Source organism: Nitratireductor aestuarii, from assembly GCF_014641695.1.
Lineage (GTDB): Bacteria > Pseudomonadota > Alphaproteobacteria > Rhizobiales > Rhizobiaceae > Chelativorans > Chelativorans aestuarii.
In genome coordinates this window covers 36,750-59,369 of record NZ_BMIF01000006.1, presented here as the reverse complement: position 1 = coordinate 59,369, position 22,620 = coordinate 36,750, and the positions used below count along the sequence as shown (strand labels likewise).

The window sequence follows — 22,620 nt, the reverse complement described above, 5'->3', positions numbered from 1 at the left end:
ATGCAGCGCGCGCCGAATCTCTTCAGAAGAGCTGCCCTTGGCAACCATTTCGGCTGCGCACTTCGCGTGCTCAGCCAGTAGATGGTGACCAGGTGGCGGCGCGTGTGAATAATTCCTGCCCCACACGCGGAAAGGACGGCTGCGGCGGTTTCCCCTCCCGACAGTAACACCGTTCCCGGCTGCAGCTCTTTCATCATGCGGGCGACGCCTTCGGCAAAACGCTGCCCGACGACTGCTTCTCTTTCCGGATGCTCAGCTGCCGTGGAACGGACCAGCAGCACCGCAGGGGCTGGATCGGCATACACCGGAACAGTGCCGTTCGGTGCATCGACTGTCGTGACACCGAGGCCGGCGAGCGCACGCATCTGTGCCATGGTTATCGGGTCGCGCGATCCTATGGCAAACAAGAGTGGCTTCCGCAGGACGAGCGAAGAAGGATCGGCAGGAGCCCCAGACAGATCGTTTGCGATGCCCTCGCCCAGGCCACGCGCGCCGATCGCAAGCGTTCTCCGGCCAATCATGATCTTCCGAGCGACGTCCTGCATGTCGGCTCTGCTGGCGATGTCGGGGCAGGTGAGGTCCAGCTTGCCGGGAAAGGCAGGCAGCGGGATGCTCGCAAATCAACTCCAATGCATTCGTGTCGTCTTTCGTACGGGGAATGCATGACTGCTTCAGGAGTATTACATGGGTGAAGCTACAATTGCGATAACAATGGGTGATCCATCGGGGATCGGCCCCGAGATTATTGCAAAGGCTCTGTCTTCGCGCGAGGTCTGGGGGTTCTGCAGACCTGTCGCCGTGGGTGATGTCGACAGGATGAGGGAAGGTGCCAGGATCGCCGGGTCGTCACTGCCGGTCGAACAGGTCACGCTGTCGGCTGACGGCAGGATAGACGCCAGGCCCGGTGCGATCAGCGTGCTTCAGGCCGGTGATGTTCCGCCCGACCTGCCCTTCGGGATGATCGACGCGCGTGGCGGCGAAGCTGCCTATCAATGCGTGGTGTCCGCCGTCAGGCTCGCCCGTGCCGGCTCTGTCGATGCAATCTGCACGGCTCCGCTCAGCAAGGAAGCATTGCACGCGGCTGGCCACAAATATCCGGGCCACACCGAATTGATCGCACATCTCACGGGTACGCCCGAAGTCTCCATGATGCTCGTGTCCCCGAAGTTGCGGGTCATTCACGTCACGACCCATATCGGCCTGGTCGATGCCATCGCAAAGATCGAGCCGGGCCTGGTCTTCCGAACCATTGAACGCGGTCGGTTGGCTCTGCTCCGTACGTTAGGCCGGGAGCCGCGCATCGGCGTCTGCGCGATCAATCCTCATGCCGGCGAGAACGGCCTGTTCGGTTACGGCGAGGAGGCGGTCAAGATCGCTCCCGCAGTGGCGGAGGCGGTGGCCAAGGGGTATGATGTGTCTGGCCCGCTGGCGGCAGACACGCTGTTTTTCCGCGCCGTAAGGGGTGACTTTGACCTTGTCGTCGCCATGTATCACGACCAGGGCCACGGCCCCGTCAAGGTGCTGGGCATTGAGGATGGTGTCAACACCACCGTGGGCCTGCCCATTGTGCGCACATCGGTAGACCACGGTACGGCATTCGACATAGCTGGCCAGGGAAAGGCGGACGCTCGCAGCATGATCAGCGCGTTGCATCAGGCTGCAATACTATGCCGGGCAGGATAGTATTCCTGGTGTGCAGATGATGTTCTGATGAAACTGGAGTCCTTCAGTTTTTGGAGAAGTATCGCCTGCCTCGCGAGAGTAGTTTCCGCATCCGAGACGATCAGTCCGGCCTGCGTCATGTCTCTTCGGTCGCCTGCTTTTCCGTCATAGCTCCGAATCAAAGTGGCTCTCGAGGTGGATGCGTTTGACGGTCACAGCCTTGCTTGTCCGGTTCATCCGCTGGACCTGACCATTGGGTGCGCGACCTTGCATAATATTTGTGACAAAACGCTCACGGGGCGCCGAAAAGGTTCTGAGGCTTGCCGTCCAGCCAGGCGATGATGTTCTTGATACTCTCGGTATAGTAGTGGCCAAGACCTTCGCGGGTAGCAAACCCGAGGTGAGGGCTGAGCACGGTGTTGGGCGCGCTCCGCAACGGGTGATCTACGGGGAGGGGTTCGCGGTCATAAACGTCAAGACCTGCTCCGGCGATCTTGCCGCTGTTGAGCGCCTCAAGAAGCGCCTGTTCGTCGACCAGTGGTCCGCGCGCCGTATTCACCAGAAAGGCGCTCGGCTTCATCCGACCAAGATCCTCAGTGCCAATCAGACCACGGGTCTTGGCGCTCAGCACCATGTGGATGCTGATGAAGTCGGATGTCGAGAAGAGTTCTTCCTTCGAGGCGTAAGCCACACATGCCTCGGCAGCACGCTCTTCGTTGAGATTGGGGCTCCAGGCAACTACATCCATTTGAAAGGCGCGGGCAATCGGCACCATCTGGGCGCCCAGTCTTCCCAGACCAATCAGGCCCAGCTTCTTCCCCGCGATGTTGCGGCCAAGACGCGTCTGCCACTCGCCCTTGCGCATCCCAGCATCCTGCGAGGGGATCCAGCGGGCAAGGGACAGGATCAGCGTCCACGCAAGCTCAACCGTGTTGGCCGACCCGTTGGGTGTGCTGGTGGTCGTGGAAACCACAATGCCACGTTCCTGCGCAGCGACTGCATCGAGGGTTGGATTCCGCACTCCGGTCATAGCGATCATGCGAAGGTTCGGCAGTCTTTCGATGATGGCGCGGGAAAGGGGCGTGCGCTCGCGCATAATTGCGAGCACATCGAAGTCCTGCAACTTGGCGACTGCATCGTCCTGGTCGGAAAAAGCTTCCCGGAATACTGTCACATCGGCGCGCTCAAGCACCGCCGACCAGTCCGCGACGGTCAGTGCGCAATCAAGATAGTCATCCAGAATAGCGATGCGCGGACGCCGATCGGTTGGTGCCAGAAGGAGATTTGTGTTCGTCATCCGCGTGTGTGCCCCTCGGTCACGTTGTTGGGCTTCAGGTTGAGCACAGGGCAACTTTCTTTTCCACCTCAAGATGGCTGTCATATCGAGGCAGGAAGTTCATGACAGCCTCGTTGAACGCTTCTGCCTGCTCGATATTGATCGAATGGCCGCCATCAAGATCCACCACCTCCATGAAAGGCAGCATCTCGGCTGCCTCCTGACGCCATGGCTGGAAAGCGCGTTCGCGCATACCGTTGACCAGAAGCGTGGGGACGCGCAAACTCCTTACCCGGTCTCGCACGGTGACGTGGCCCAGGGCATGGCGGATAATGTCTGCGACGATACTGTAATCAGATCCGTCAGCGTCATGCTTTAGGATTTCGCGGATCTCTGCCGGGAAATAGCGGGCATTGCCGGGATAAACCCGATCGCTGCGGATGCCTTCAAGCCCCAGCTGGTCCACCTTGTCCGCCCGCGCGTGGAGTACGGCCAGTTGGTCGGGTGTTAGCGGATCAGCCAACAGCCGGTTCGCATTGGTCCAGACCAGCGCACCGACATATTCAGGATATTTGAGCGCGTAACGCAGAACCAGGCCCGCGCCGAAACTCTGGCCGCATATGTGCCAGCGTGGGATGTCGAGCGTGATACGCGCCTGCTCAATCGCCTCAACCAACGCATCCGGGCGGACGTCATAAGGTTCGGATGGCCGGGTCTCCCCGTGGCCGGGAAGTTCGGCAATGATCAGACGATAACGTGAACGAAGTGCCGCTTCGTTTAGCCGCCAATGGTTTCTGCTCGACAACATTCCGTGCATCAACAGCAAGGGCGGCTTGCCGACAGGGTCGGCGAAAAAGCGCATGGGATGGCAACTGATTTCCTGCATGATCAATTAATTAGACCTTTGTCGTACGCGTCTCGACTAACCTTAGCTTATGGATATGCAAGATCTCGTCAGATGAGCCGAACGGAGAAATGGAGCCAAACTGCGGGCAGGCCTGGAGGAGACGAGCATGCACATTGGTGAAGTGGCGCCATCGGATAGTAAATCGGGTGGATTGACGAAGGCTATTGCAACGTTTGCCGCAAACCTGGATTGGGCCACGCTTCCCCAGGACGCGCGCTTGCGCGCACGTGCGCATCTTGTCGACACGATTGGTGCGATTATCGCAGGGCTGAACGAGACCGTCACCAAGGTGGCCATCGATATTGCCGGACGTGACGCCGAAGGCTATCCGCTGCCAGCAGGCCTGGGGACAGTCTCGGCTTCCTCCTTCGCCATGATTTGTGGCACGGCTGCGCATGGTATCGAACTGGACGACGGCTATCGCGAAGGCTCGGTTCATCCCGGCGCGCCTGTCGTTCCCGCCTTGCTCGCCCTAGCGCAGAGAGCGTCCCGCGAGGGTCGCCCGTTCAGCGGTGCTGAGCTGCTGACGGCACTGGTCGCCGGCTATGAGGTGGTCTGCGCTATGGCAGAGGCCGGTCAGCCCGCCCTTCGTGAACGCGGGTTCCACCCAACATCGGCAACAGGACCGCTGGGTGCCGCAACGGCTTGCGCCAAGCTGATGGGACTTGATGCTGCCGGTATTGAAAACGCTTGTGGATTCGCCGCCAGCGCCTGTGGTGGGCTTTTTGCTTTCCTCGAAGGCGGTGCCGATGTGAAGCGGCTGCATGGCGGCATGGCTGCACGCAGCGGTTATGAGTCGGCACTCAGCGCCCGCGCTGGAATTGTTGCTCCTCGAGATGTCATCGAGCGTTCCAGCGGCTGGGCTCATGCCTTTACGGGTCGTTCAGTGGAGGCTTCCCTCTATCCGGCCCGGGATCTGCGTATCCTCGATTGTTACATGAAGCCTCATGCCTGCTGCCGTCATCTGCAGCCGGCGTTCGAAGCTACCGTGGAGCTGATGCGGGAGCATAGCCTGCGCGCCCAAGATGTCCGCAAGATTGAGATCGATACCTATCGGATATCAGCCCACCACGCTCAGGTTCCGTGGGACAGCTTTGCCACCGCGCAGCTGAGTTTCCCCTATCTCATCTATCTGGCGACCAACTATCAGGACGCAGGGCTGCAACGCTTCAACGATGAACACCGCAACAGCCCGGCTGTGGCTGAAATTGCTTCGCGCCTCGTTGTCCGGGAATCTGAAGAAATGCAGGCTCGCTATCCCGCGGAACGTCCGTGCCGCGTGACGATCGAAACAATTGACGGACGCTTCACGAGGGATCGCGCCGAGGCAAGTGGCACGCGCGAGGAACCGATCAGCGATGAAGCGCTGAAGCAGAAGTTCCTCGGCCTCGTTGCGCCCGCTTTGGGCCAGGAGGCGGCGGAGCGGGTGCTGAAGGCCGCATGGGAGATCGAAAAGGCAGCCGATAGCAGCCTACTGCTGCAACTGGCGCGCTGAATTGCCCCTTGAGCCTTTCCGAAAAAATTGAGGCTGCTGGCCTGCCTGTTCCAGCACCCAGTCGATGAAGTGCCTCGTCTTCGTGCTCAATGAGGTCAGGGTTGGCCAGACGACATAAAAGGCGGAATCGGCTTTGACGGGCAGCTCGAAGGGACGGATGAGATGCCCTTGGGCAAGTTCTTCCTCCAAATATTCGAGTTGGGCAATGGCCAGGCCAAGTCCTGAGCGGGCGGCCGTATAGGTCAGAAGTGAGCTTTCATACTCAATGCCCCGCCGATGGTCGATGTTGGATACGCTGTTAGCCTCCAGCCATCTGCTCCATTCGTCGCGCCGATAGCGGCTATGAAGCAGATCGTCAGCATTGAGCTTGCCCGGTGAACTCAGATCTCCCGCAGCTGCGAGATATGCTGGACTGCAGACGACATCCAGTGTCGCGTCCATCATCTTGTGGGACCGGGCGTTGCTCCAGTCGCCCCGGCCAATCTGGATGGCCACGTCGAGATGGGTGCCGCGGAAATCGAGCGGTTCAACTGCGGTATCCAACCTGATTCGGTACTCGGGATAACGTGACTTGAAGTCCGCCAGCCGTGGCATGAGCCAGTAGTGCGCAGTTGTCGGGTAGATGCGCAGCCGAATTGTGCTGTCGTTTTCTCTTTCAAGCACCCGCCGGGTGGCAGCTTCCAGGTCATCGAACAGTCCAGTGATTTCGTAGCTTAATGCACGACCAACCTGGGTAAGGGTGACGGAGCGCGTGCCCCGCTCAAATAGCTGAACGTTAAGGTATTTTTCCAATATGGAGACCTGCCGGCTGATGGCAACCTGACTGACACCCATATAGGCAGCCGCAGCAGTGAATGTCTTGTGCCGTGCCGCGATCGCAAACGCCCGCAACGGATTCAGCGGCATGTTCAGATAGCCCTTATCCATAATCGCAAGTTTCCCTTCCATGACAATTGCACGGTTTTCCGAACTATCTGTAAGGCTAATTTGTCCGCACTCTCAAGACATCTTTCCGGAGCGTGGCAGATATGGATTTTTCCCTTAGCGAAGAACAGCAACTTTTCCAGGACAGCGTGCGCGGTTGGGCGCGCCAGGAGCTGGCTCCTGATGCAGTTGCCCGCGCCATGTCGGAGACCTACCCGCGCGAGATCGCGAAGAAAGCAGCCGAGATGGGTCTGATCGGCATCACCTTTGCCGAAGAAGACGGCGGCGCAGGCGGCACGCTGATCGACGCGATCATCGCCATTCAGGAAGTAGCAATGGCCTGCCCACGCAGCGGCGACGTGATCCAGTCCGGCAATTTCGGGCCGATCCGTACATTCTACGAATATGCAACACCTGAGCAGAAGGAGCGCTTCCTGCCGGGCCTGCTCAAGGGTGAGATGGTCATTTCGCTCGGCATGAGCGAGCCGGGTGCCGGTTCTGCCGTAACGGAGCTCCAGACCTCCGCGCGTATCGACGGAGACCATGTCATCATCAACGGCACCAAGGTGTTCGGTACCCACAGCCATGAGGCGGACCTGTTCCTCGTTTATGTCCGCTTTGGCCCGGGCGTAGGCGGCATCGGATCCGTTCTGATTGAACGCGGCACGGAAGGTTTCCAGATCGGCAGCCCTACCGAGTTCATGAATGGCGAGAAGTGGTCACAGCTTTACTTCGATGAGTGCCGCATCCCCAAGTCTAACATTCTGTTGGGGCCCGGCGGTTTCAAGCAGCAGATTTCCGGCTTCAATGTTGAGCGTCTCGGCAATTCATCGCGCGCAGTGGCACTCGGACGGTACGCCTTCAACGTGGCGCGCGAACATGCGCTCGAGCGCAAGCAGTTCGGCCGTCCGCTCTGCGAGTTCCAGGGCCTGCAGTGGAAGTTTGCTGAAATGGAATTGAAGCTGACGTCAGCGCAGCTCATGCTGATGCGAGCAGCGGTCAACGCCAAGGATGGCCTGCCATCGGCGCAGGATGCGGCCCTTGCCAAGCTTGCGTGCAACGAGGCAGGTTTCTGGGCGGCGAACGAAGCGCTTCAGATCATGGGCGCGACCGGGTTCTCGGAAGACAGCCTTGTGCAGTATTGCGTCCGTCGCACACGTGGCTGGATGATTGCTGGTGGTTCTCTGGAAATCCTGAAGAACAAGATCGCAGAAGGTATTTTCGGTCGCCGCTTCGATCAGCGCGCGCCAAAGGTTGGATAAGAATGAACACTGATCTTCTGAAAGCTCTGGTCGATCCGACGAGCGTTGCCCTGGTCGGAATTTCCGGCGACGAGACGAAGCTGTCGGCGCGGCCGATGCGGTTCATGATCGCTAACGGGTTCAAGGGCAAAATATATCCGGTCAATCCTGGCCGCGCGGAGATCCTCGGACACAAGGCTTATCCGACAATAGCGTTAATCCCGGAGCCGGTGGAGCATGCCTATCTGCTGGTGCCGACTGACGCCGTCGAGGCTGCGCTGCGCGATTGCGCCGAGGCAGGCGTAAAGGTCGTCTCGGTTCTGGCCGACGGTTTTGCAGAGGCTGGCGAAGCGGGTCTCGAGCGTCAGGCGCGCATCACCGCCATCGCGAAAGAGGCTGGGATCTTCCTCATCGGCCCCAACTCCATGGGCGTGGTGAACACGCACAACGGCTTCGTCTGCACCACCAATGCAGCCTTCGGTGCCTCGAGCATTCAGAAGGGTGGAACCGCCGTGCTGTCGCAAAGCGGCTCGATCATCGGTACGCTGCTTTCGCGTGGCGCACAGCGCGGCGCAGCATTCTCGCGCCTGATCTCACTAGGCAATGAGGCAGCTTCGGGCGCCGGCGCTCTGGGTCTTGCACTGCTGGACGATCCGGCGGTCACATCCTTCGCCCTTTTCCTGGAAACCATCCGCGATGCGGATGAGCTGGCGGAATTCGGACGGCGGGCAGCGCAGGCTGGAAAGCCGGTGGTGGCCTATACGCTGGGCCGCTCGGACGAAGGAAAGGCCCTTGCGGTCTCCCATACCGGAGCGCTCGTCGGGTCGCAGGCTGCGGTCACGAGTTTCCTGACGGCCAATGGCATCCGCCGTGTTGATCTTCTGGACTCCTTCCTTGATGCGCCTGCGGCGCTAGCCCGTACCAAGGCTGATCCCAATCGTCCCCGGAAGGTCACGGTTGTTTCGACCACCGGCGGCGGCGGCGCAATGGTCATCGATCAGCTCAGCCTGCGCGGTGTCGAGATCGCTGGTTGCAGCGCGGAATCGCGAAAGGTGTTGAGCGCCCAGAAGATCGCGCTCGGATCGGGCAAGCTGGTCGACGTCACGCTTGCTGGCGCGCGCTACGACACGATGAAGGCTGTCGTTTCAACCCTTATCCGCGACCCGGAGATGGGCCTGCTCGTCGTTGCAACCGGTTCGTCCGCCCAGTTCAATCCAGAACTGGCCGTGAAGCCTGTCATCGACGCAATCGCGGAAGCGCCGGAAGGCAGCGCGCCGGTTGTCGCCATTCCACTGCCCCATGCACCGGACAGCCTGCGCATGATGCGAGAGGGCGGTGTCACGGCCTTTGCTTCGGTTGAAGCAGGCGCTGAAGTCCTCTCCATGATCATGGAGCCTTTGCGCATTGCCGAGGGGCTTGAAGGCCAGGACCTGCCTGCCGAAGTGACGGCGCTCATCGATGCGGCGGTTTCCACTGGCCAGCAGGTTCTTGATGAAAGCACCTCGGGTGCGATCCTCCGCACGCTGGGCGTCCCATTCCCGCAGCAAGTGCAACTGGCACCGGGCGAGGGGGTCGAAAAGGCAGAAAGGCTGCGCTACCCGCTCGTCGCCAAGGTCGTTTCTCCGGACCTGCCGCACAAGTCGGAAGCGGGCGCGGTTGCCCTGAACATCAAGAGCCAGGAAGAACTGGCGGCAGCCGTTGAAAAGATCCGCGCATCCGCCCAAAGCTACCACCCGGGCTATCGCGACGAAGGCGTTCTGGTGCAGGAAATGCGGCGAGGCGTCGGCGAGGCACTCGTGGGTATCACGCGCGATCCGCTGGTCGGCCCTGTGCTGACGCTGGGAATGGGCGGCGTGCTGGCGGAAGTCTACGGCGACGTTACCGTTCATCCCGCACCCGTTGGCCTTCCAACCGCGCGCGAGATGATCGGAAGCATCCGGGGCTTTGCTCCGCTGCGCGGCTATCGGGGTGCGCAGAAGGGCGATCTTGAGGATCTGGCACGGCTGGCGAGCACCCTCTCTTGCCTTATGCGCGATCCCCGTGTAGCCGAGGCCGAAATCAATCCGGTTATTATCGGAGGGGAGGGCGAGGGTGTCGTCGCCGTCGACGCGCTCATTCGCCTCCAACAATAATCTCAAGCAGGCCCAGGGAGTATCAGGTTGACTTCATCATTCCGGCCGCTGGATGGCATCCGCGTTCTTGATCTGACCAACGTCCTTTCCGGACCATTGGCCTGTTACCAGATAGCTTCCATGGGCGCCGAGGTCATCAAGGTCGAGCCAGTCGGCCGTGGCGACCTCGCGCGGCAACTGGGCGACGACCGTAAGCTGAACGCGGCCAATATGGGTGCATCGTTCATTGCACAGAATGCGGGCAAGCGATCGGTCACGCTCAATCTGAAGTTGCCCGAGGGGGCAAAGCTTTTCCGCCAGCTCGTGCGCACCGCAGATGTGGTGGTGGAGAATTTCCGCCCGGGGGTCATGGACCGACTCGGCCTTGGCTACGAAGAGTTGAAGAAAGAGCGGCCCGACCTGATCTATTGCGCGATCTCCGGCTTCGGACAGGACGGCCCGCTCAGCGAGCGTCCTGCCTACGACCAGATTGTCCAGGGCACAGCAGGCATCATGTCGGTAACCGGCGAGGCTCCGGACCGCCCGTTGCGTGTCGGCTATCCGGTTGCGGACTCCATCGGTGGTATCACTGCCGCGATGGCAATCTGTGCCGCACTCGTTGCGCCGAAACGTGGCGCTTTCATCGATGTGTCAATGATGAGCTCGGTGCTTGCGACCATGGGCTGGGCTGTCTCCAACTGGCTCACCGCAGGCACGGAGCCACGTCCGATCGGCAATGAAAATTCGACGTCCGCTCCGTCAGGCGCGTTTCGCTGCAAGGATGGCCTGCTGAACATTACTGCCAACAAGCAGGAACAGTGGGAGGCGCTGGCCCGCTATCTCGGGCTTGAGCATCTGATTCACGAACCCATGTTCCGCACCCGTGATGATCGAAAGGCGCATCGCAAGGAGCTTCTGCCACTGATCGAGGCCAAACTGGCCGAACTTGAAGTGACGGGATGTGCAGAAAAGCTAACTGCCCTTGGCGTTCCTGCCGGTGAGGTGCTTACGGTTCCGCAGGCGCTTGCCCATCCGCAGGTTACGGGCCGTGAGCAGCTGGCAACCTTCGAAGGCGTTCTGCCCGACGGACGGCCTGTGAAGGTTCTGCGACCCGGATTTACTGTGGACGGTGAGCCGGTCTCGACCCAACTGCCGCCGCCACTGCTGGGCGCAGACACCCGCCAGATTCTGAGCGAAATCGGTCTATCCGATGCAGAGCTAGATGATTTGTCCGCTCGCGGCGTGATCTGACACAGTAGGTAGGGAAGGGCGGCAACGCTTCCCTTCGCCATCAGGCCATCGACAACATCACTTGCCGATGTGAACGCCTTCGCCCATGCGGAGGTGGGCATCCTACTGTTTCGAGCGGAAACCCGCTGTCGATCACCGGGCGTAGCGAACGGCCTGCTTCCTGGCTTGAGTGGACACCATTGCTATCCCTGCTGAATAAGCGGGGCCGCGGCGTTTTCGGCCCTGCCTCAGCGATGTATGTCCCGAGCGTCCAGTTGCATGCCAAACTTTTTGTAATGCTCATCGAAACAAAGATTTGGTTTCGCGAAGGGCGCGATGAGGCACGCTAAATTTTGCAACAATTCCACTACGCCATTAGGCGGCCTGGGCAAAAAGGAATGCGATACATCACTATTTGATGTGTTCCTGTGTAAAATGATGTGCACTATTGAACTGGATGCCGTAAGTGGTTATCACTGTCATACGGTCAGACTAGTCAATTAGTTGAGTTACGATCGTGCAGGGCGAGGAACGGGAGAGCAGTTTGGACGATTTGCGGGTTTTCCAGGCCACCGCCAGAGCCTTCCACGCGGAGGGCGTGAGGACCATCTTCGGACTCAGTGGCGATGGCAACATGCACTGGGAAGCTGCTCTGGCTGACCTCCCGGATGTTCGGGCCTATCACGTACGCCATGAGCATGCCGCCTGTGCGATGGCAACCGCCTATGCGCTGGCAAGCGGCGAGGTGGGGGTTGCCTCTGTTACCTGCGGCCCCGGACTTACGCAGCTCATGACTGCGCTCACCACAGCCGTCCAGGCAAGAATTCCCCTCGTGGTCTTTGCTGGCGAAGCGCCGGTCGGAGCGACCTGGTACAACCAGTATGTAGATCAGGCGCCTTACGTCACGGCCTGCGGCGCAGTTTATATTGCCGCGCGCGACAAGAAAGTTGCGCTCCACTGCGTGCAGGAAGCCTTCATTACGGCCCGGACGCGCAAGGTGCCCGTCGTGCTCGGCATGCCTCTCGATATGCAGCAGGAGTCCCTCGGCGACTTCAACTATGTTCCTTCGCTCGATGTTCTTCCGCCTGCCCAGCCTGTCACCCCTTCGGCGGCCATGCTCAAGCTGGTTGTGGACCGGATCGCCGGGGCTGAACGCGTCATCATCGTTGGTGGGCGCGGAGTGCTCGCCAGCGGTGCCGCCGAGGCCTGCCAGCGTCTGGCGGACCTGATCGATGGCGGCTTGTCTGCCACCCTGCCCGTGCGCGGCCTCTTCAACGGCCATTCACGTGACGTGGGTTTTGCTGGCGGCTTTGCCCATGAGGCAACACGCGAGGCCTTCGCGCAGGCGGATCTCATCCTAGCCGTCGGCACCAGCCTGACGCGACATACAAGCGACCTCAATACGCTGTTCCGTCCGGAGCAGGTGATCCAGATTGACAGCAATCCGCAGATCGTCCGCCATGGACAGGTTCCGGCGGCGCTGCATGTCATCGGTGACGCCCGCCTGACCTTGGAAGCTCTCTGCCATGAGCTGGAAACGGCAGGCGTTAAGCGCAAAGCCGTCTGGGACGTCCAGGCTATTGCGAAGCGCGTCCTCAGCGAGCCGGCCGATACCGTCGAATATGGCGAGCCGCTGACTGGGCTCGATCCGCGTGATCTGACGGCAGCGCTCGACAGTGCTCTGCCAAAGGACTGGGCACTGGTGAATTCTGCCGGACACTCGGCCTATTTTGCGTCTCACTTCTATGGCCGCAATGCCAGCGATTTCCTGACCATTCGCGAATTCGGTGCGATCGGCAACGGCCTTTCTTATGCGATTGGCCGCGCCGCTTACCGGCCCGAACAACCGGTTGTGCTGATTGAAGGCGATGGCGGCTTCCTGATGCATATCCAGGAGCTGGAAACGCTCGTCCGCTCGGGACTGAAGCTGCTCATCATCATCTACAATGATGGCGCGTACGGGTCGGAAATCCATAAGCTACGGGCCGACGGCATCCATGAACGCGGTGCGGTCTTCGGCTATGGCAATCTTGCTGCCATCGCCCGCGGGTTCGGCCTCGATGGCCATATCATAACAGACACTGCACAATTGCCGGATCTGGTGCGCTCCTTTGAGGAGGGCACAGGTTCTGCGCTCTGGGACATCCGGATTTCCGACAGAGTCATGGCTCCAACAATGCGTCGGCAGACGAAGAGGAGCAAATAAACTGCCGGAATTGAACTGCCAATATCAATAACCTCAAACCTTCCTTGGGAGGAATGGAATGAAACTTCTTATTTCATCTGTATTGACTGCTCTCGCTGTAGCAATGACGCCAGTCATGGCGCAGGACTATCCTAGCAAGCAAATCACGATTGTTGTCCCGTACAGCCCGTCCGGCTCGTCTGACCCGGTAGCACGCTTCCTTGCCACCGAATTGCAGAACCGTTGGGGCCAGAACGTTATCGTTGACAACCGTCCTGGTGCGGGTTCGACCATCGGTACGGCTTATGTCGCCGAAGCTCCGGCAGACGGCTACACGATCCTGCTGACGACTTCCGCCTACACGACGGCTCCGGCTGTCTATGAGGACTTGCCATACGATCCGCTTGCAATGGTTCCTGTGGCAATGCCGTCGGAGTCGCCGTTTGTGATCACCGTTGGCTCCCAGGTGAAGGCCACCACCGTCGAGGAACTGGCTGAAGAATCCAAGACTCGCGATCTCTTCCTGGCCACCGCTGGCCTGGGAAGCTCCACCCACTTCGCAGGTGAGCTCTTCACTGCGGCCACGGGCGCCAACGTTGAGCCAGTCCACTACAAGGGCGGTACCGAGGCGATGGTCGACCTGATTGGCGGCCGTGCCGATATCTATGCCGGTTCCATCACTGCTGTTCTCGGCAATGTGAAGGCTGGCCAGATCCGCGCGCTTGCTGTGATGGGTGCTGAGCGTGCCGCTGCCCTGCCGGACGTTCCTTCCACGGAAGAACTCGGCATCAAGGGCGCAAGCTCTGGTTTCTGGCTCGGCGTCTTTGCGCCCGCTGGTACGCCGGACGATATTGTTCAGAAGCTGAACAAGGAAATCGTTGACGTCTTCGCGTCGGACGGCGGCCAGGAGTTCCTGACCAAGCTCGACTCCAAGGCGGTTGCCATGACCCCTGCCGAGTTCAAGGAGCTCGTTGATACCGAAGTTGCTCAGTGGAAGAAGCTCGCTGAAGAGCGCGGCATCAAGGCAGAGTAACGCAGGTCACATCCGGGGCTGGTACGCCGGCCCCGGACTCCAACTCCTGTTCTAACTGGATCGTGCCATGAAACGTCTGACCGGGAAGATCGCCGCGGAGCGCATCCGCATGGCTCAGGTGCCACGCGCACCGGAAGGAATAATTGAACGAATTCGTGCCATTGGCTGTGACAGCAGCATGATCTCGGATGCGATGGACCATTTCGGTATCGCGGGAACGCTGCCAGCATCCCTCTACCGTCCCACCATTGCCGGTGCTGCGATTGTTGGCACGGCTACGACGGTTCGGAACCAGATGTCATCTGCCGTCCTGACGCCCCATGAGCGCGCCCAGACCAATCGCAACGGTATGGCCGAAATGGAGGCGCATAATCAGGCGACTGAAGGTGACATTCTGGTCATCGATGGCGTTGAGGGCCTTTCCAACATGGGTGGGATTTCATCCATGATCGCCAAGCGCCACGGCATTACCGGCGCCATCGTCAAGGGCGGCATCCGCGATGTCGGCCATTCGCGGGAGATCGGCTTTCCGTTCTGGTCGACCGAAATCAGCCCCATGACGGGCAAGTGGCGCGTCGATACGGTCGAGATCAATGGCCCCGTTGAACTGCACGGCGTTGGCATCCGCCCGGGCGACATCATTGTTGCCGATGATACCGGCGTCTGTGTCATTCCGCCTGAGAGAGCCGATGATATCGTGAGCTTCGCCGAAGAGCAGCATGCGCTCGAGGTGCTCCGCATCAAGGCCATTGCCGAAGGTGTGCACGTCGCCGATCTGCCGGGGAAAGCAAAGAAGTGACTTCGCTTGCCCCCGGCCGTCTCGGATCAGTAGGGCGTCAATTCCGCCGCGTTGCGGAATTTGGCACCACCGAGGCTGATGGTTGCTTCTTCCGCGAGCTCCAGCACCTTGGCGCCGATCGTGGGGAAGGCTTCCGGTCGAAGTTCGTCTTCTCCGGCCGTCAGCACGATGGAGCCGAACGGCAGCGCGCTGTCGGCCCAAACGGGCGCGGCAATCGAGTTTCGACCCTTTCGGATACCACTTTGAGAAACGGCGTATCGCGTCTTGCGGACTTCCTTGATGGTCTCCTCAATCCAATCAGCCGGAAAGCCCTTGTATTGCAGATGACCAGTCCAGTCAGTTGCATCCTTGCTCAGAGCTTGCCGCATGGAAGCGGGAAGGTAGGGCATCATGGCACGGCCGGAGGCCGTTCCCGGCAACGGGATCTTGGTTCCGATTTCCGCGGAGTGCGGCTGGCTACGCGGACCTTCCACGCGCTCGAGGTAAACGACAAACGGGAAGGTCAGCATGGCGAAGAAGCAGGTGTAGCCGGTTGCCTGGCTGCCCAGCCGCAGCGTGGGGCGCAGAAGGCGACGTGCGCTGTTGTCGGCAATGGACCGCATCCCGAGCTCCCACAGGGACGTGGTCAGCTGATACTTGCGGCTTCCCTTCGGCTGTTCCGCATAACCAGCCGCCACAAGCGCATTGAGATGCCGCTGAACAGCGCTCTGGTTCATGTCAAGTTCGCGAGACAGTTCCGACAGGCCCTTGGGCTCCGAGCTGTAGGCCAACGCTTCAAGAACCTTCAATCCTTTGCTGAAGGTCTGGGACATCCTTCTTACTCCCTATGTGGAACCGATAAAAATTAACAATGTCAAATAATGACTTGGTGCATCTGTAGTCGATGCATCTCAGTTGCACAACTGCCTTGTTGGCAAGAAAAGAGTACCTGATGACAAAAATAGCAGTAGCCGCCAAAGACCAGGACCCGAGCCTGAGCGGTGCCTGGGAGATGCCTGAACATTTCGTCATGCTCCGCGACACGATCCGCCGGTTCATGACTGAAGAGGTTCGTCCCGTTGAAGAGCGCCAGCCTTATGACTCTTACGCGCTCCCAGCAGATGAGCTGGCGAAGCTGCGCGAGAAGGCGAAGGCGGCCGGCCTGTGGTGTATGGCCTCTCCCGAGGAATACGGCGGTGGCGGCCTTGGCCTACTCGGCCAGGTGATCGTTGCTGAAGAAGCCGCCAAGTGCCGTATGGGTGCTTATGTGCCGGCTTGCGGCGCCTTTGGTATCGATCCGCCCTCCGTCATCTGGCTCGGCACGGAAGAGCAGCGTCAGAAATATGGTGTTGCTGGCATCCAGGGCGGCAAGAAGAACTTCGTTGCAATTTCGGAAGCAGCCGGCGGTTCTGATCCGGCGCGCAAGATCGAGACGACCGTCGTCCGCGATGGCGACCACTACGTCATCAATGGCACCAAGCTTTGGATCACCGGTGCCGACAAGGCTGATTGGGGCATCGTTTTCGCCAAGGGCGAGAAGGGTATCTCGGCTTTCATCGTCGATCGCGATACCCCAGGCATCACTTGCCGCGAGATCGGTGTGATCCGTTCCTACGCGCCTTACGAAGTACACTTCGACAACGTCCGGGTGCCGGCGGGCAACCTGCTCGGCGAAGAAGGCAAGGGCTTCGCAATCTGCCAGTCATGGCTGGTTCATGCACGCGTACCTTACTCCGCTGCTGTTATCGGCATTGCCCAGGCAGCCCTTGACATTGCCATCGACTACGCACGCCAGCGCAACGTCCACAAGTCGCTGCTCGCCGACAAGCAGGCGATTCAGTGGATGATCGCGGACAGCGAGATGGAACTGCGTGCAGCGCGTCTCCTCGTTTTCCAGGCAGCCTGGAACGGCGACCTCGGCCGCGACATCAAGACGGACGCATCCATTGCCAAGGTCGTCTCGACCGAAACGGCCGGGCGCGTCGTCGACCGCTGCATCCAGATCCTCGGCGGCATGGGTGTTGCCCGTGAGATGCCGCTTGAGCGCTGGTACCGCGAGCTACGCATCAAGCGCATCGGCGAAGGCCCGTCCGAAGTTCATCGCATGGTGCTCGCACGCGAACTCCTGAGGAAGTAATATGTCCATCGATCTGGATATTCATGAAGGCGTAGCCACAATCACGATCAACCGGCCCGAACGCCGCAACGCGCTGGACGCAGAGCATTATGAAGCTCTGTCGAAGGCATGGGAGGAAGTTCGCGACAATCCGGCGATCCGCGTCGCGATCGTTACGGGTGCAGGCGACAAGGCGTTCTGCGCCGGCGCGGATCTGAAGAGCTGGATCGGCCGGGAGCAACCGCTATCGGAAATGTGGCTGACGCAGCAGAACCAGCTGCTCAATCGCGGCCTCGAAGTGTGGAAGCCCGTCATCGCTGCCATCAACGGTGTTTGCGTCGGTGGTGGCACCACGCTGATGCTGGGGACCGACCTGCGCGTTGCGGTTCCGGAAGCAAAATTTGGCCTTTCCGAGGTGAAGCGCGGGATCATTGCCGCCAATGGCGGCACCCAGCGCATCATGCGCCAGCTACCCTATGCGGTGGCTATGGAGATGCTCCTTCTCGGCGATACGATGGATGCGGAGACAGCCCTGCGCTGGGGCTTCATCAATCGCGTTGTCCCGCGTGAGCAGCTCCTGGGCACGGCTCAGGAAATGGCGGCGCGGATCGGTGAGAATGCTCCGCTGGCCGTCCAGGCAGCCAAGGAACTTGCGGTCCGCTCATTCGAGATGAGCATGGCTGAAGGATTGCGGTTCGAGCAGTTCGTCAACCGAATCCTGTCCCATTCGAAGGACACGGCAGCCGCGCGCGAAGCTTTCGCTGAAAAGCGCAAACCTACTTTCAAGGGTGAATAAGATGCAGGATCGACTGCCACTTTCCGGCATCCGCGTACTCGACCTGACGCAGATCTACAACGGACCTTACGCAACATTCCTGATGGCCATGGCCGGTGCCGAGGTCATCAAGATCGAGCCGCAGGGAGGAGAATATCTCCGTCGCCGCGATGCATCCTCTGGCGCGGGAATGCCCTTTGCAATGCTCAACGCATGCAAGCACTCGGTGTCCCTGAACCTCAAGTCAAAGCGTGGCAAGGAGATGTTCCTTGAGCTCGTGAAGACGGCGGATGTCGTTGCGGAAAATTATGCGCCGGGCGTCATGGATCGTCTTGGCCTCGGCTGGGATGTGCTCAGTGAAATCAACCCTCGCCTCATCTTCGCGAGTGGTTCGGGCTATGGTCAGGAAGGCGCATATCAGGACCTGATGGCGATGGACCTGACGGTGCAAGCCATGTCCGGCCTGATGAGCGTCACGGGCAATCCGGATGGTGCGCCCATGAAGTCCGGCGCGGCAGTGTGCGATTTCAGCGGCGGAATCCATCTCTACGGCGCCATCATGACGGCCCTCTACGAGCGCATAACCACCAATAAGGGTGGCCGCATCGACGTCGCGATGATCGACACCGTCTACATGATGATGGCGTCGAACATCGGCATGCTCTTCGGTGCCCGCAAGGACATTCCGCTGCGCACGGGCAACCGCCATGGCGGCCTGAGCCTGAGCCCGTACAGCGTCTATCCGACTGAGGATGGGCACGTCTCGATCATCTGCAACAACGACAAGCACTGGGCTGCACTCTGTGTCTGCATGGGACGTGAAGATCTCATCACTGACTCGCGTACCGCCACCAACCGCGGCCGCGTAGAGAACATGCAGTTCGTGGATGATGTCATCATTGAGTACACCACGCGCTTCAAGACAAACGACATCGCGGAAAAGCTGCGCCTCGGAAAGGTGCCGAGCGCTCCCGTGCGGCCGCTGCCGGAGGTCATGAAGGACGAAGCTCTCCACGAGCGGGGACTGCTGACCAAGGTCAACCACCCGCAATATGGCGAGGTCAGCCTGCCGCGCTCGCCTCTTCTGCTAACGCGCGGAGCAAAGCAGGCTGAATACCGCGTCAACCCGGAATTCGCGGCCGACAACGCCCGCATCTACGGCGAGCTCGGCATCGGGGCTGATGAGCTTGAAGCCCTCAAGGCGGAAGGTGTGATCTGATGCGTGGCAAGGTCTCCATCACTGGCGTTGGCCATACGACCTGGGGCAAGCACCCGGGTCGGGATCGTGTTGCCCTGATCGTTGAAGCGGCCGCCAAGGCGATCGCCGACGCCGGTCTGGAGAAGGACGAGATCGATGCCGTTCTCGTCAAGCAGCCGAATTCCGCGCCGGGCATTCTCTACGGCCAGAAGGTAGCCGAGGCGCTCGGGTTGCGGCCCACCATTGGTCTTAATCTTGACCAGGGCGGTGCGGCCTGCACCTCGCTGCTGCAATACGGTTCCCTGGCGATCGAAGCGGGGATGATCAAGAACGCCTTGATCGTCTATGGCGACACGCCGCGCACCGGGTCCCGTGCGGCTCTTCATCGCCCGCGCGGCGACGATGCGATCATGGGCTGGTATTCCGTTGCGGCCGGTTACGCGATGATCCATCAGGCCTACCAGCAGCGCTATTCCAGTGCACCGGAAGAATTTGGCATCTTCGCCGTCCAGATGCGTGCAAATGGCGCTGAAAACCCGAATGCCCATCTGCGCAGTCCGCTGACGATGGACGAGTATCTGGCCGGCGGAAAGCTGATCGATCCGCTGCGGAAGGACGACTTCTGCCTTGTCTCCGATGGCGCAGCCGCTATCGTTATCGGTGCGACGGCGGACGCGCGGGACCGTTCGCGCGCGGTTCCGCTGTTAGGCATGGGGCAGGGGCAGGAAAGCTGGGAAGTTCATCTGCGTCCGGATATTCTGCGCACGAAGGCGGAAGATTCGGCGAACATGGCGTTCAAGATGGCCGGGATTGATCGCAAGGATCTGAGCTTTGCGCAGATCTACGACTGCTTCACGGTCACGGTTCTCCAGACACTGGAAGATTACGGTCTTGCACCAAGGGGTACTGCCGGCAAGAAGGCGCTGGCCGAGGGCATCGGCCTTGATGGCTGGCTGCCGCTCAACACCTCTGGTGGTCTGCTGTCGGAGTCGGGAACTCCTGGTCTTCAGCTGATCATCGAAGGCGTCCGTCAGATGCGCGGGGAGGCTACTTTACAGGTCAAGGATCCGCGGTTTGGCCTTATTACAAACCAGGGCGGCACCATGCACACCCACGCAACCATCATTGTAGGACAGCCCTCATGAGTTTTCCTGTTCCCGAGATCACCGACGTCAATCGGCCATATTGGGACGGTCTGGCCGCTGGCGAGCTGCGCTACCAGCACTGCAAGTGCTGCGGCAATAATTGGCTTCCGGCGCGCGAACATTGTCCGCAATGCCTGTCCGCAGACAGGGAGTGGCGGCCATCTTCGGGCAAGGGTACGATCCTGTCATGGGTCGTCTATCGCCACGCCTACGCACCGCACCTCGCCGACCGCCTGCCTTACGATGTCACCGCAGTTGAGCTTGACGAAGGTGCGCGTCTGCTGACCAACATCGTCAACGGCGATGAAGGCCGAAAACTGAGCGTTGGTGCGCGTGTCGAACTGTGCATAGAAAATGAAGAAGGCGTGAGTCTGCCGCGCTTCAAGCTAACAGACCCCAAATGAACGGCCGGTTGCTGTCGCCCCGCGTGACGATGTTAACGCCATATAAGGCCTTTGTGCCAGGGAGGTTAAATGCTCAAAATAGATAAAACGGATCTCTTGTCCGGTTTGATCGTTCTGGCGGTTGGTTCCTACTTCGCCTACGGGGCGCTGGACTACCGTATCGGCACTGTCATCCGCATGGGACCAGGCTATGTGCCGCTGGCGCTTGGCCTCATCGCCATGGGACTAGGTGCCCTCATCATGCTCTCATCTCTGGGTCGCTCAGGAGCGCTTGAAAGCTTCAAATGGCGCGTCGTTCTGCCGATCGTCGCTTCAATTCTGGCCTTCTGGCTGCTTTTGCCGCGCGTGGGCGTGTTGCCGGCGACCTTCGTCACGGTTCTGTTGTCCACCCTGTCTTCACCGAAATCCCTGCTTGTGCCCGCCATCATTCTCGGCGTGATCGTCGCGGTCCTCATCTGGGCGTGCTTTGTCCTGCTGCTTGGTCTTCCAATCCCGGTTCTCAGGAGCCCGTTCTGATGGATATTCTTAACAACGTTGTCATCGGGTTCAGTACGGCCCTGACCGCCACAAACATATTCTATTGTTTCATAGGCGTGTTCTTGGGCACGTTGCTGGGGGCACTGCCGGGCATTGGTGCGCTGGCCGCTGTGTCCATGCTTCTGCCTTTGACCATTGGCCTTGACGCTACGACTGCTCTGGTCATGCTCGCCGGCGTTTACTATGGCTCGGAATATGGCGGGTCGACCGCTTCGATCCTGCTCAACCTGCCGGGAACGCCGACCAACGCCGTGACCTGCCTTGATGGCTACCCCATGGCGAAGCAGGGCAAGGCAGGTATAGCGCTATTCTCAACGACAATGGCTTCCTTCTTCGGCGGCTCTGTCGGCATCATTGCGCTCTACGCTCTGGCTCCCTTCCTTGCGCAATGGGCTATCGCCTTCGGTCCGTCCGAATACTTCGCGCTCATGGTTCTTGGCCTCGTTGCCGCTGCCGTGACGCAGGACTCGCCGCTCAAGGGCCTGGCAATGGTCGTGGTGGGAATGCTGCTCGGCACCGTCGGCACCGACGTCGACAGCGGTGTGGCCCGCTACCATTTCGGCCTGTTCGAGCTGCGTGACGGTATCAGCTTCATCGCGCTGGCCATGGGTATCTTCGGCGTATCCGAAATCCTGCACTCACTGCGTGACGCTGGTGGAGCGCCCGAAGTGCAGAACGTAACGCTCCGCTCCATGATCCCGTCCAGGGAAGAGTGGAAGAGCTCCCGCATGCCAACCGTGCGTGGAACGATCATTGGCGGTGCATTCGGCGTGCTGCCGGGTATCGGCTCCACCGTTGCGACCTTCATCAGCTATGCGCTGGAAAAGCGGCTGGCGAAGGACCCGTCCCGCTTTGGTAAAGGCGCGATCGAGGGTATCGTCTCGCCTGAGGCCGCCAACAATGCCGGTGCACAGACAGCGTTCATTCCGACGCTTTCGCTGGGCATTCCGGGCAGCGCAACCATGGCCGTCATGCTCGGCACGCTGATCATGAACGGCATCGCTCCTGGTCCGCAGTTGATGATGACGCACCCTGAGGTCGTCTGGGGTCTTGCCGCAAGCTTCTGGGTCGGTAACGTTCTGCTGGTCATCCTCAACGTCCCCATGATTGGTCTGTGGGTCAGGCTGCTTCGCGTTCCCTATCACCTGCTCTATCCGGCCATCATCATCCTGATCTGCATCGGTACCTATACCATCCGGTCCAGTGTCTTCGACATCATGCTGGTGCTTCTGTTCGGTGTTGCGGGCTACTGGCTGCGTCTGTTGCGCTTCCACCTGGCTCCGGTGCTGATCGGCTTCATCCTCGGACCGATGATCGAAGAGAACTTCCGCCGTGCAATGCTCTTCGCCCGCGGTGATTTCACGGCCATCGTTGCGCGGCCCCTGAGCGGTGTAGCTCTGGCTATCTGCGTGGCGCTGATCTTGTGGGCGGTGTACCGGGCCATCCGTCCGGCGCAGCCCGTTTCAGCCTGAGGCTGGCACGACCGGCACACTGACTTTCCCGCCCCATGACTTGGGGCGGGCTCGGGCGAACTGGCGCCCTGCGAAATTGCACAAGCTCAAAAATCTTTGCAGCCCAGGATAGACCGGTCCGTCCAGTCTCC

The 22,620-nt window shown here is 60.2% G+C and carries 19 protein-coding genes; 15 read left to right on the top strand and 4 right to left on the bottom strand.

Annotated features, from left to right (window positions below; genetic code table 11):
- Positions 1–684 precede the first annotated feature (684 nt).
- Complete coding sequence (gene pdxA / locus IEX27_RS10965; RefSeq protein WP_188721099.1) at positions 685–1,683, top strand: 4-hydroxythreonine-4-phosphate dehydrogenase PdxA; 999 nt, start codon at positions 685–687, stop codon at positions 1,681–1,683.
- A 271-nt stretch (positions 1,684–1,954) separates the two neighbouring features.
- On the opposite strand, the gene IEX27_RS10960 is transcribed toward pdxA, so the two are convergent.
- Together IEX27_RS10960 and IEX27_RS10955 are read right to left on the bottom strand one after the other, a co-directional pair.
- Positions 1,955–2,959 carry a D-2-hydroxyacid dehydrogenase family protein gene (locus IEX27_RS10960; RefSeq protein ID WP_188721098.1) on the bottom strand — a complete coding sequence of 335 codons (1,005 nt, stop codon included), beginning with the start codon at positions 2,957–2,959 and terminating at the stop codon, positions 1,955–1,957.
- A 34-nt stretch (positions 2,960–2,993) separates the two neighbouring features.
- Positions 2,994–3,824 carry an alpha/beta fold hydrolase gene (locus tag IEX27_RS10955; protein WP_244630340.1) on the bottom strand — a complete coding sequence of 277 codons (831 nt, stop codon included), beginning with the start codon at positions 3,822–3,824 and terminating at the stop codon, positions 2,994–2,996.
- Between the two features lie 127 nt (positions 3,825–3,951).
- On the opposite strand from IEX27_RS10955, the gene IEX27_RS10950 reads away from it, so the two are divergent.
- Positions 3,952–5,340, top strand: a complete 1,389-nt coding sequence (locus tag IEX27_RS10950) for an MmgE/PrpD family protein (RefSeq protein WP_188721096.1) — start codon at positions 3,952–3,954, stop codon at positions 5,338–5,340.
- Here IEX27_RS10950 and IEX27_RS10945 read toward each other — a convergent pair.
- Positions 5,317–6,288 carry a LysR substrate-binding domain-containing protein gene (locus tag IEX27_RS10945; protein ID WP_244630325.1) on the bottom strand — a complete coding sequence of 324 codons (972 nt, stop codon included), beginning with the start codon at positions 6,286–6,288 and terminating at the stop codon, positions 5,317–5,319. The genes IEX27_RS10950 and IEX27_RS10945 overlap by 24 nt on opposite strands.
- An 80-nt stretch (positions 6,289–6,368) precedes the next feature.
- Between IEX27_RS10945 and IEX27_RS10940 the strand changes: the two genes are divergently transcribed.
- The 6 genes from IEX27_RS10940 to IEX27_RS10915 all read left to right on the top strand — a co-directional run bounded on the left by IEX27_RS10940 (position 6,369) and on the right by IEX27_RS10915 (position 14,863).
- Complete coding sequence (locus IEX27_RS10940; protein WP_188721095.1) at positions 6,369–7,526, top strand: acyl-CoA dehydrogenase family protein; 1,158 nt, start codon at positions 6,369–6,371, stop codon at positions 7,524–7,526.
- A gap of 2 nt (positions 7,527–7,528) precedes the next feature.
- Complete coding sequence (locus tag IEX27_RS10935) at positions 7,529–9,637, top strand: acetate--CoA ligase family protein (RefSeq protein ID WP_188721094.1); 2,109 nt, start codon at positions 7,529–7,531, stop codon at positions 9,635–9,637.
- 27 nt (positions 9,638–9,664) lie between these two features.
- Positions 9,665–10,867, top strand: a complete 1,203-nt coding sequence (locus tag IEX27_RS10930) for a CaiB/BaiF CoA transferase family protein (protein WP_188721093.1) — start codon at positions 9,665–9,667, stop codon at positions 10,865–10,867.
- 523 nt (positions 10,868–11,390) lie between these two features.
- Positions 11,391–13,052, top strand: coding sequence for a thiamine pyrophosphate-binding protein (locus IEX27_RS10925; RefSeq protein ID WP_188721092.1), 1,662 nt, complete (start codon positions 11,391–11,393; stop codon positions 13,050–13,052).
- Positions 13,053–13,110: 58 nt separating this feature from the next.
- Positions 13,111–14,064 carry a Bug family tripartite tricarboxylate transporter substrate binding protein gene (locus tag IEX27_RS10920; protein WP_188721091.1) on the top strand — a complete coding sequence of 318 codons (954 nt, stop codon included), beginning with the start codon at positions 13,111–13,113 and terminating at the stop codon, positions 14,062–14,064.
- 67 nt (positions 14,065–14,131) lie between these two features.
- Positions 14,132–14,863, top strand: a complete 732-nt coding sequence (locus IEX27_RS10915) for an RraA family protein (RefSeq protein WP_188721090.1) — start codon at positions 14,132–14,134, stop codon at positions 14,861–14,863.
- Positions 14,864–14,889: 26 nt separating this feature from the next.
- Here the strand turns inward: IEX27_RS10915 and IEX27_RS10910 are convergent, their stop codons facing one another.
- A complete protein-coding gene (locus IEX27_RS10910) occupies positions 14,890–15,675 on the bottom strand; it encodes an IclR family transcriptional regulator (RefSeq protein WP_188721089.1) in 786 nt (261 codons plus the stop codon).
- Between the two features lie 119 nt (positions 15,676–15,794).
- Here IEX27_RS10910 and IEX27_RS10905 point away from each other — a divergent pair, with 119 nt between their 5' ends.
- The 7 genes from IEX27_RS10905 (at position 15,795) to IEX27_RS10875 (ending at position 22,489) form a co-directional block, all read left to right on the top strand.
- The gene (locus IEX27_RS10905; RefSeq protein ID WP_188721088.1) at positions 15,795–16,979 is read left to right on the top strand and encodes an acyl-CoA dehydrogenase family protein; all 1,185 of its coding nucleotides are present in this window, start codon (positions 15,795–15,797) and stop codon (positions 16,977–16,979) included.
- A gap of 1 nt (position 16,980) precedes the next feature.
- Positions 16,981–17,754 carry an enoyl-CoA hydratase/isomerase family protein gene (locus IEX27_RS10900; RefSeq protein WP_188721087.1) on the top strand — a complete coding sequence of 258 codons (774 nt, stop codon included), beginning with the start codon at positions 16,981–16,983 and terminating at the stop codon, positions 17,752–17,754.
- A gap of 1 nt (position 17,755) precedes the next feature.
- Positions 17,756–18,952: a CaiB/BaiF CoA transferase family protein gene (locus tag IEX27_RS10895; RefSeq protein ID WP_188721086.1), complete on the top strand. Its 1,197-nt coding sequence runs from the start codon at positions 17,756–17,758 to the stop codon at positions 18,950–18,952.
- On the top strand, positions 18,952–20,076 hold the full coding sequence (locus IEX27_RS10890; protein WP_188721085.1) for a thiolase family protein: 1,125 nt from the start codon (positions 18,952–18,954) through the stop codon (positions 20,074–20,076). Before IEX27_RS10895 ends, IEX27_RS10890 begins: the two co-directional genes overlap by 1 nt.
- On the top strand, positions 20,073–20,480 hold the full coding sequence (locus tag IEX27_RS10885) for a Zn-ribbon domain-containing OB-fold protein (RefSeq protein ID WP_188721084.1): 408 nt from the start codon (positions 20,073–20,075) through the stop codon (positions 20,478–20,480). Before IEX27_RS10890 ends, IEX27_RS10885 begins: the two co-directional genes overlap by 4 nt.
- A gap of 69 nt (positions 20,481–20,549) precedes the next feature.
- Complete coding sequence (locus IEX27_RS10880) at positions 20,550–20,996, top strand: tripartite tricarboxylate transporter TctB family protein (RefSeq protein ID WP_188721083.1); 447 nt, start codon at positions 20,550–20,552, stop codon at positions 20,994–20,996.
- Positions 20,996–22,489, top strand: coding sequence for a tripartite tricarboxylate transporter permease (locus tag IEX27_RS10875; protein ID WP_188721082.1), 1,494 nt, complete (start codon positions 20,996–20,998; stop codon positions 22,487–22,489). Before IEX27_RS10880 ends, IEX27_RS10875 begins: the two co-directional genes overlap by 1 nt.
- Positions 22,490–22,620: the final 131 nt, after the last annotated feature.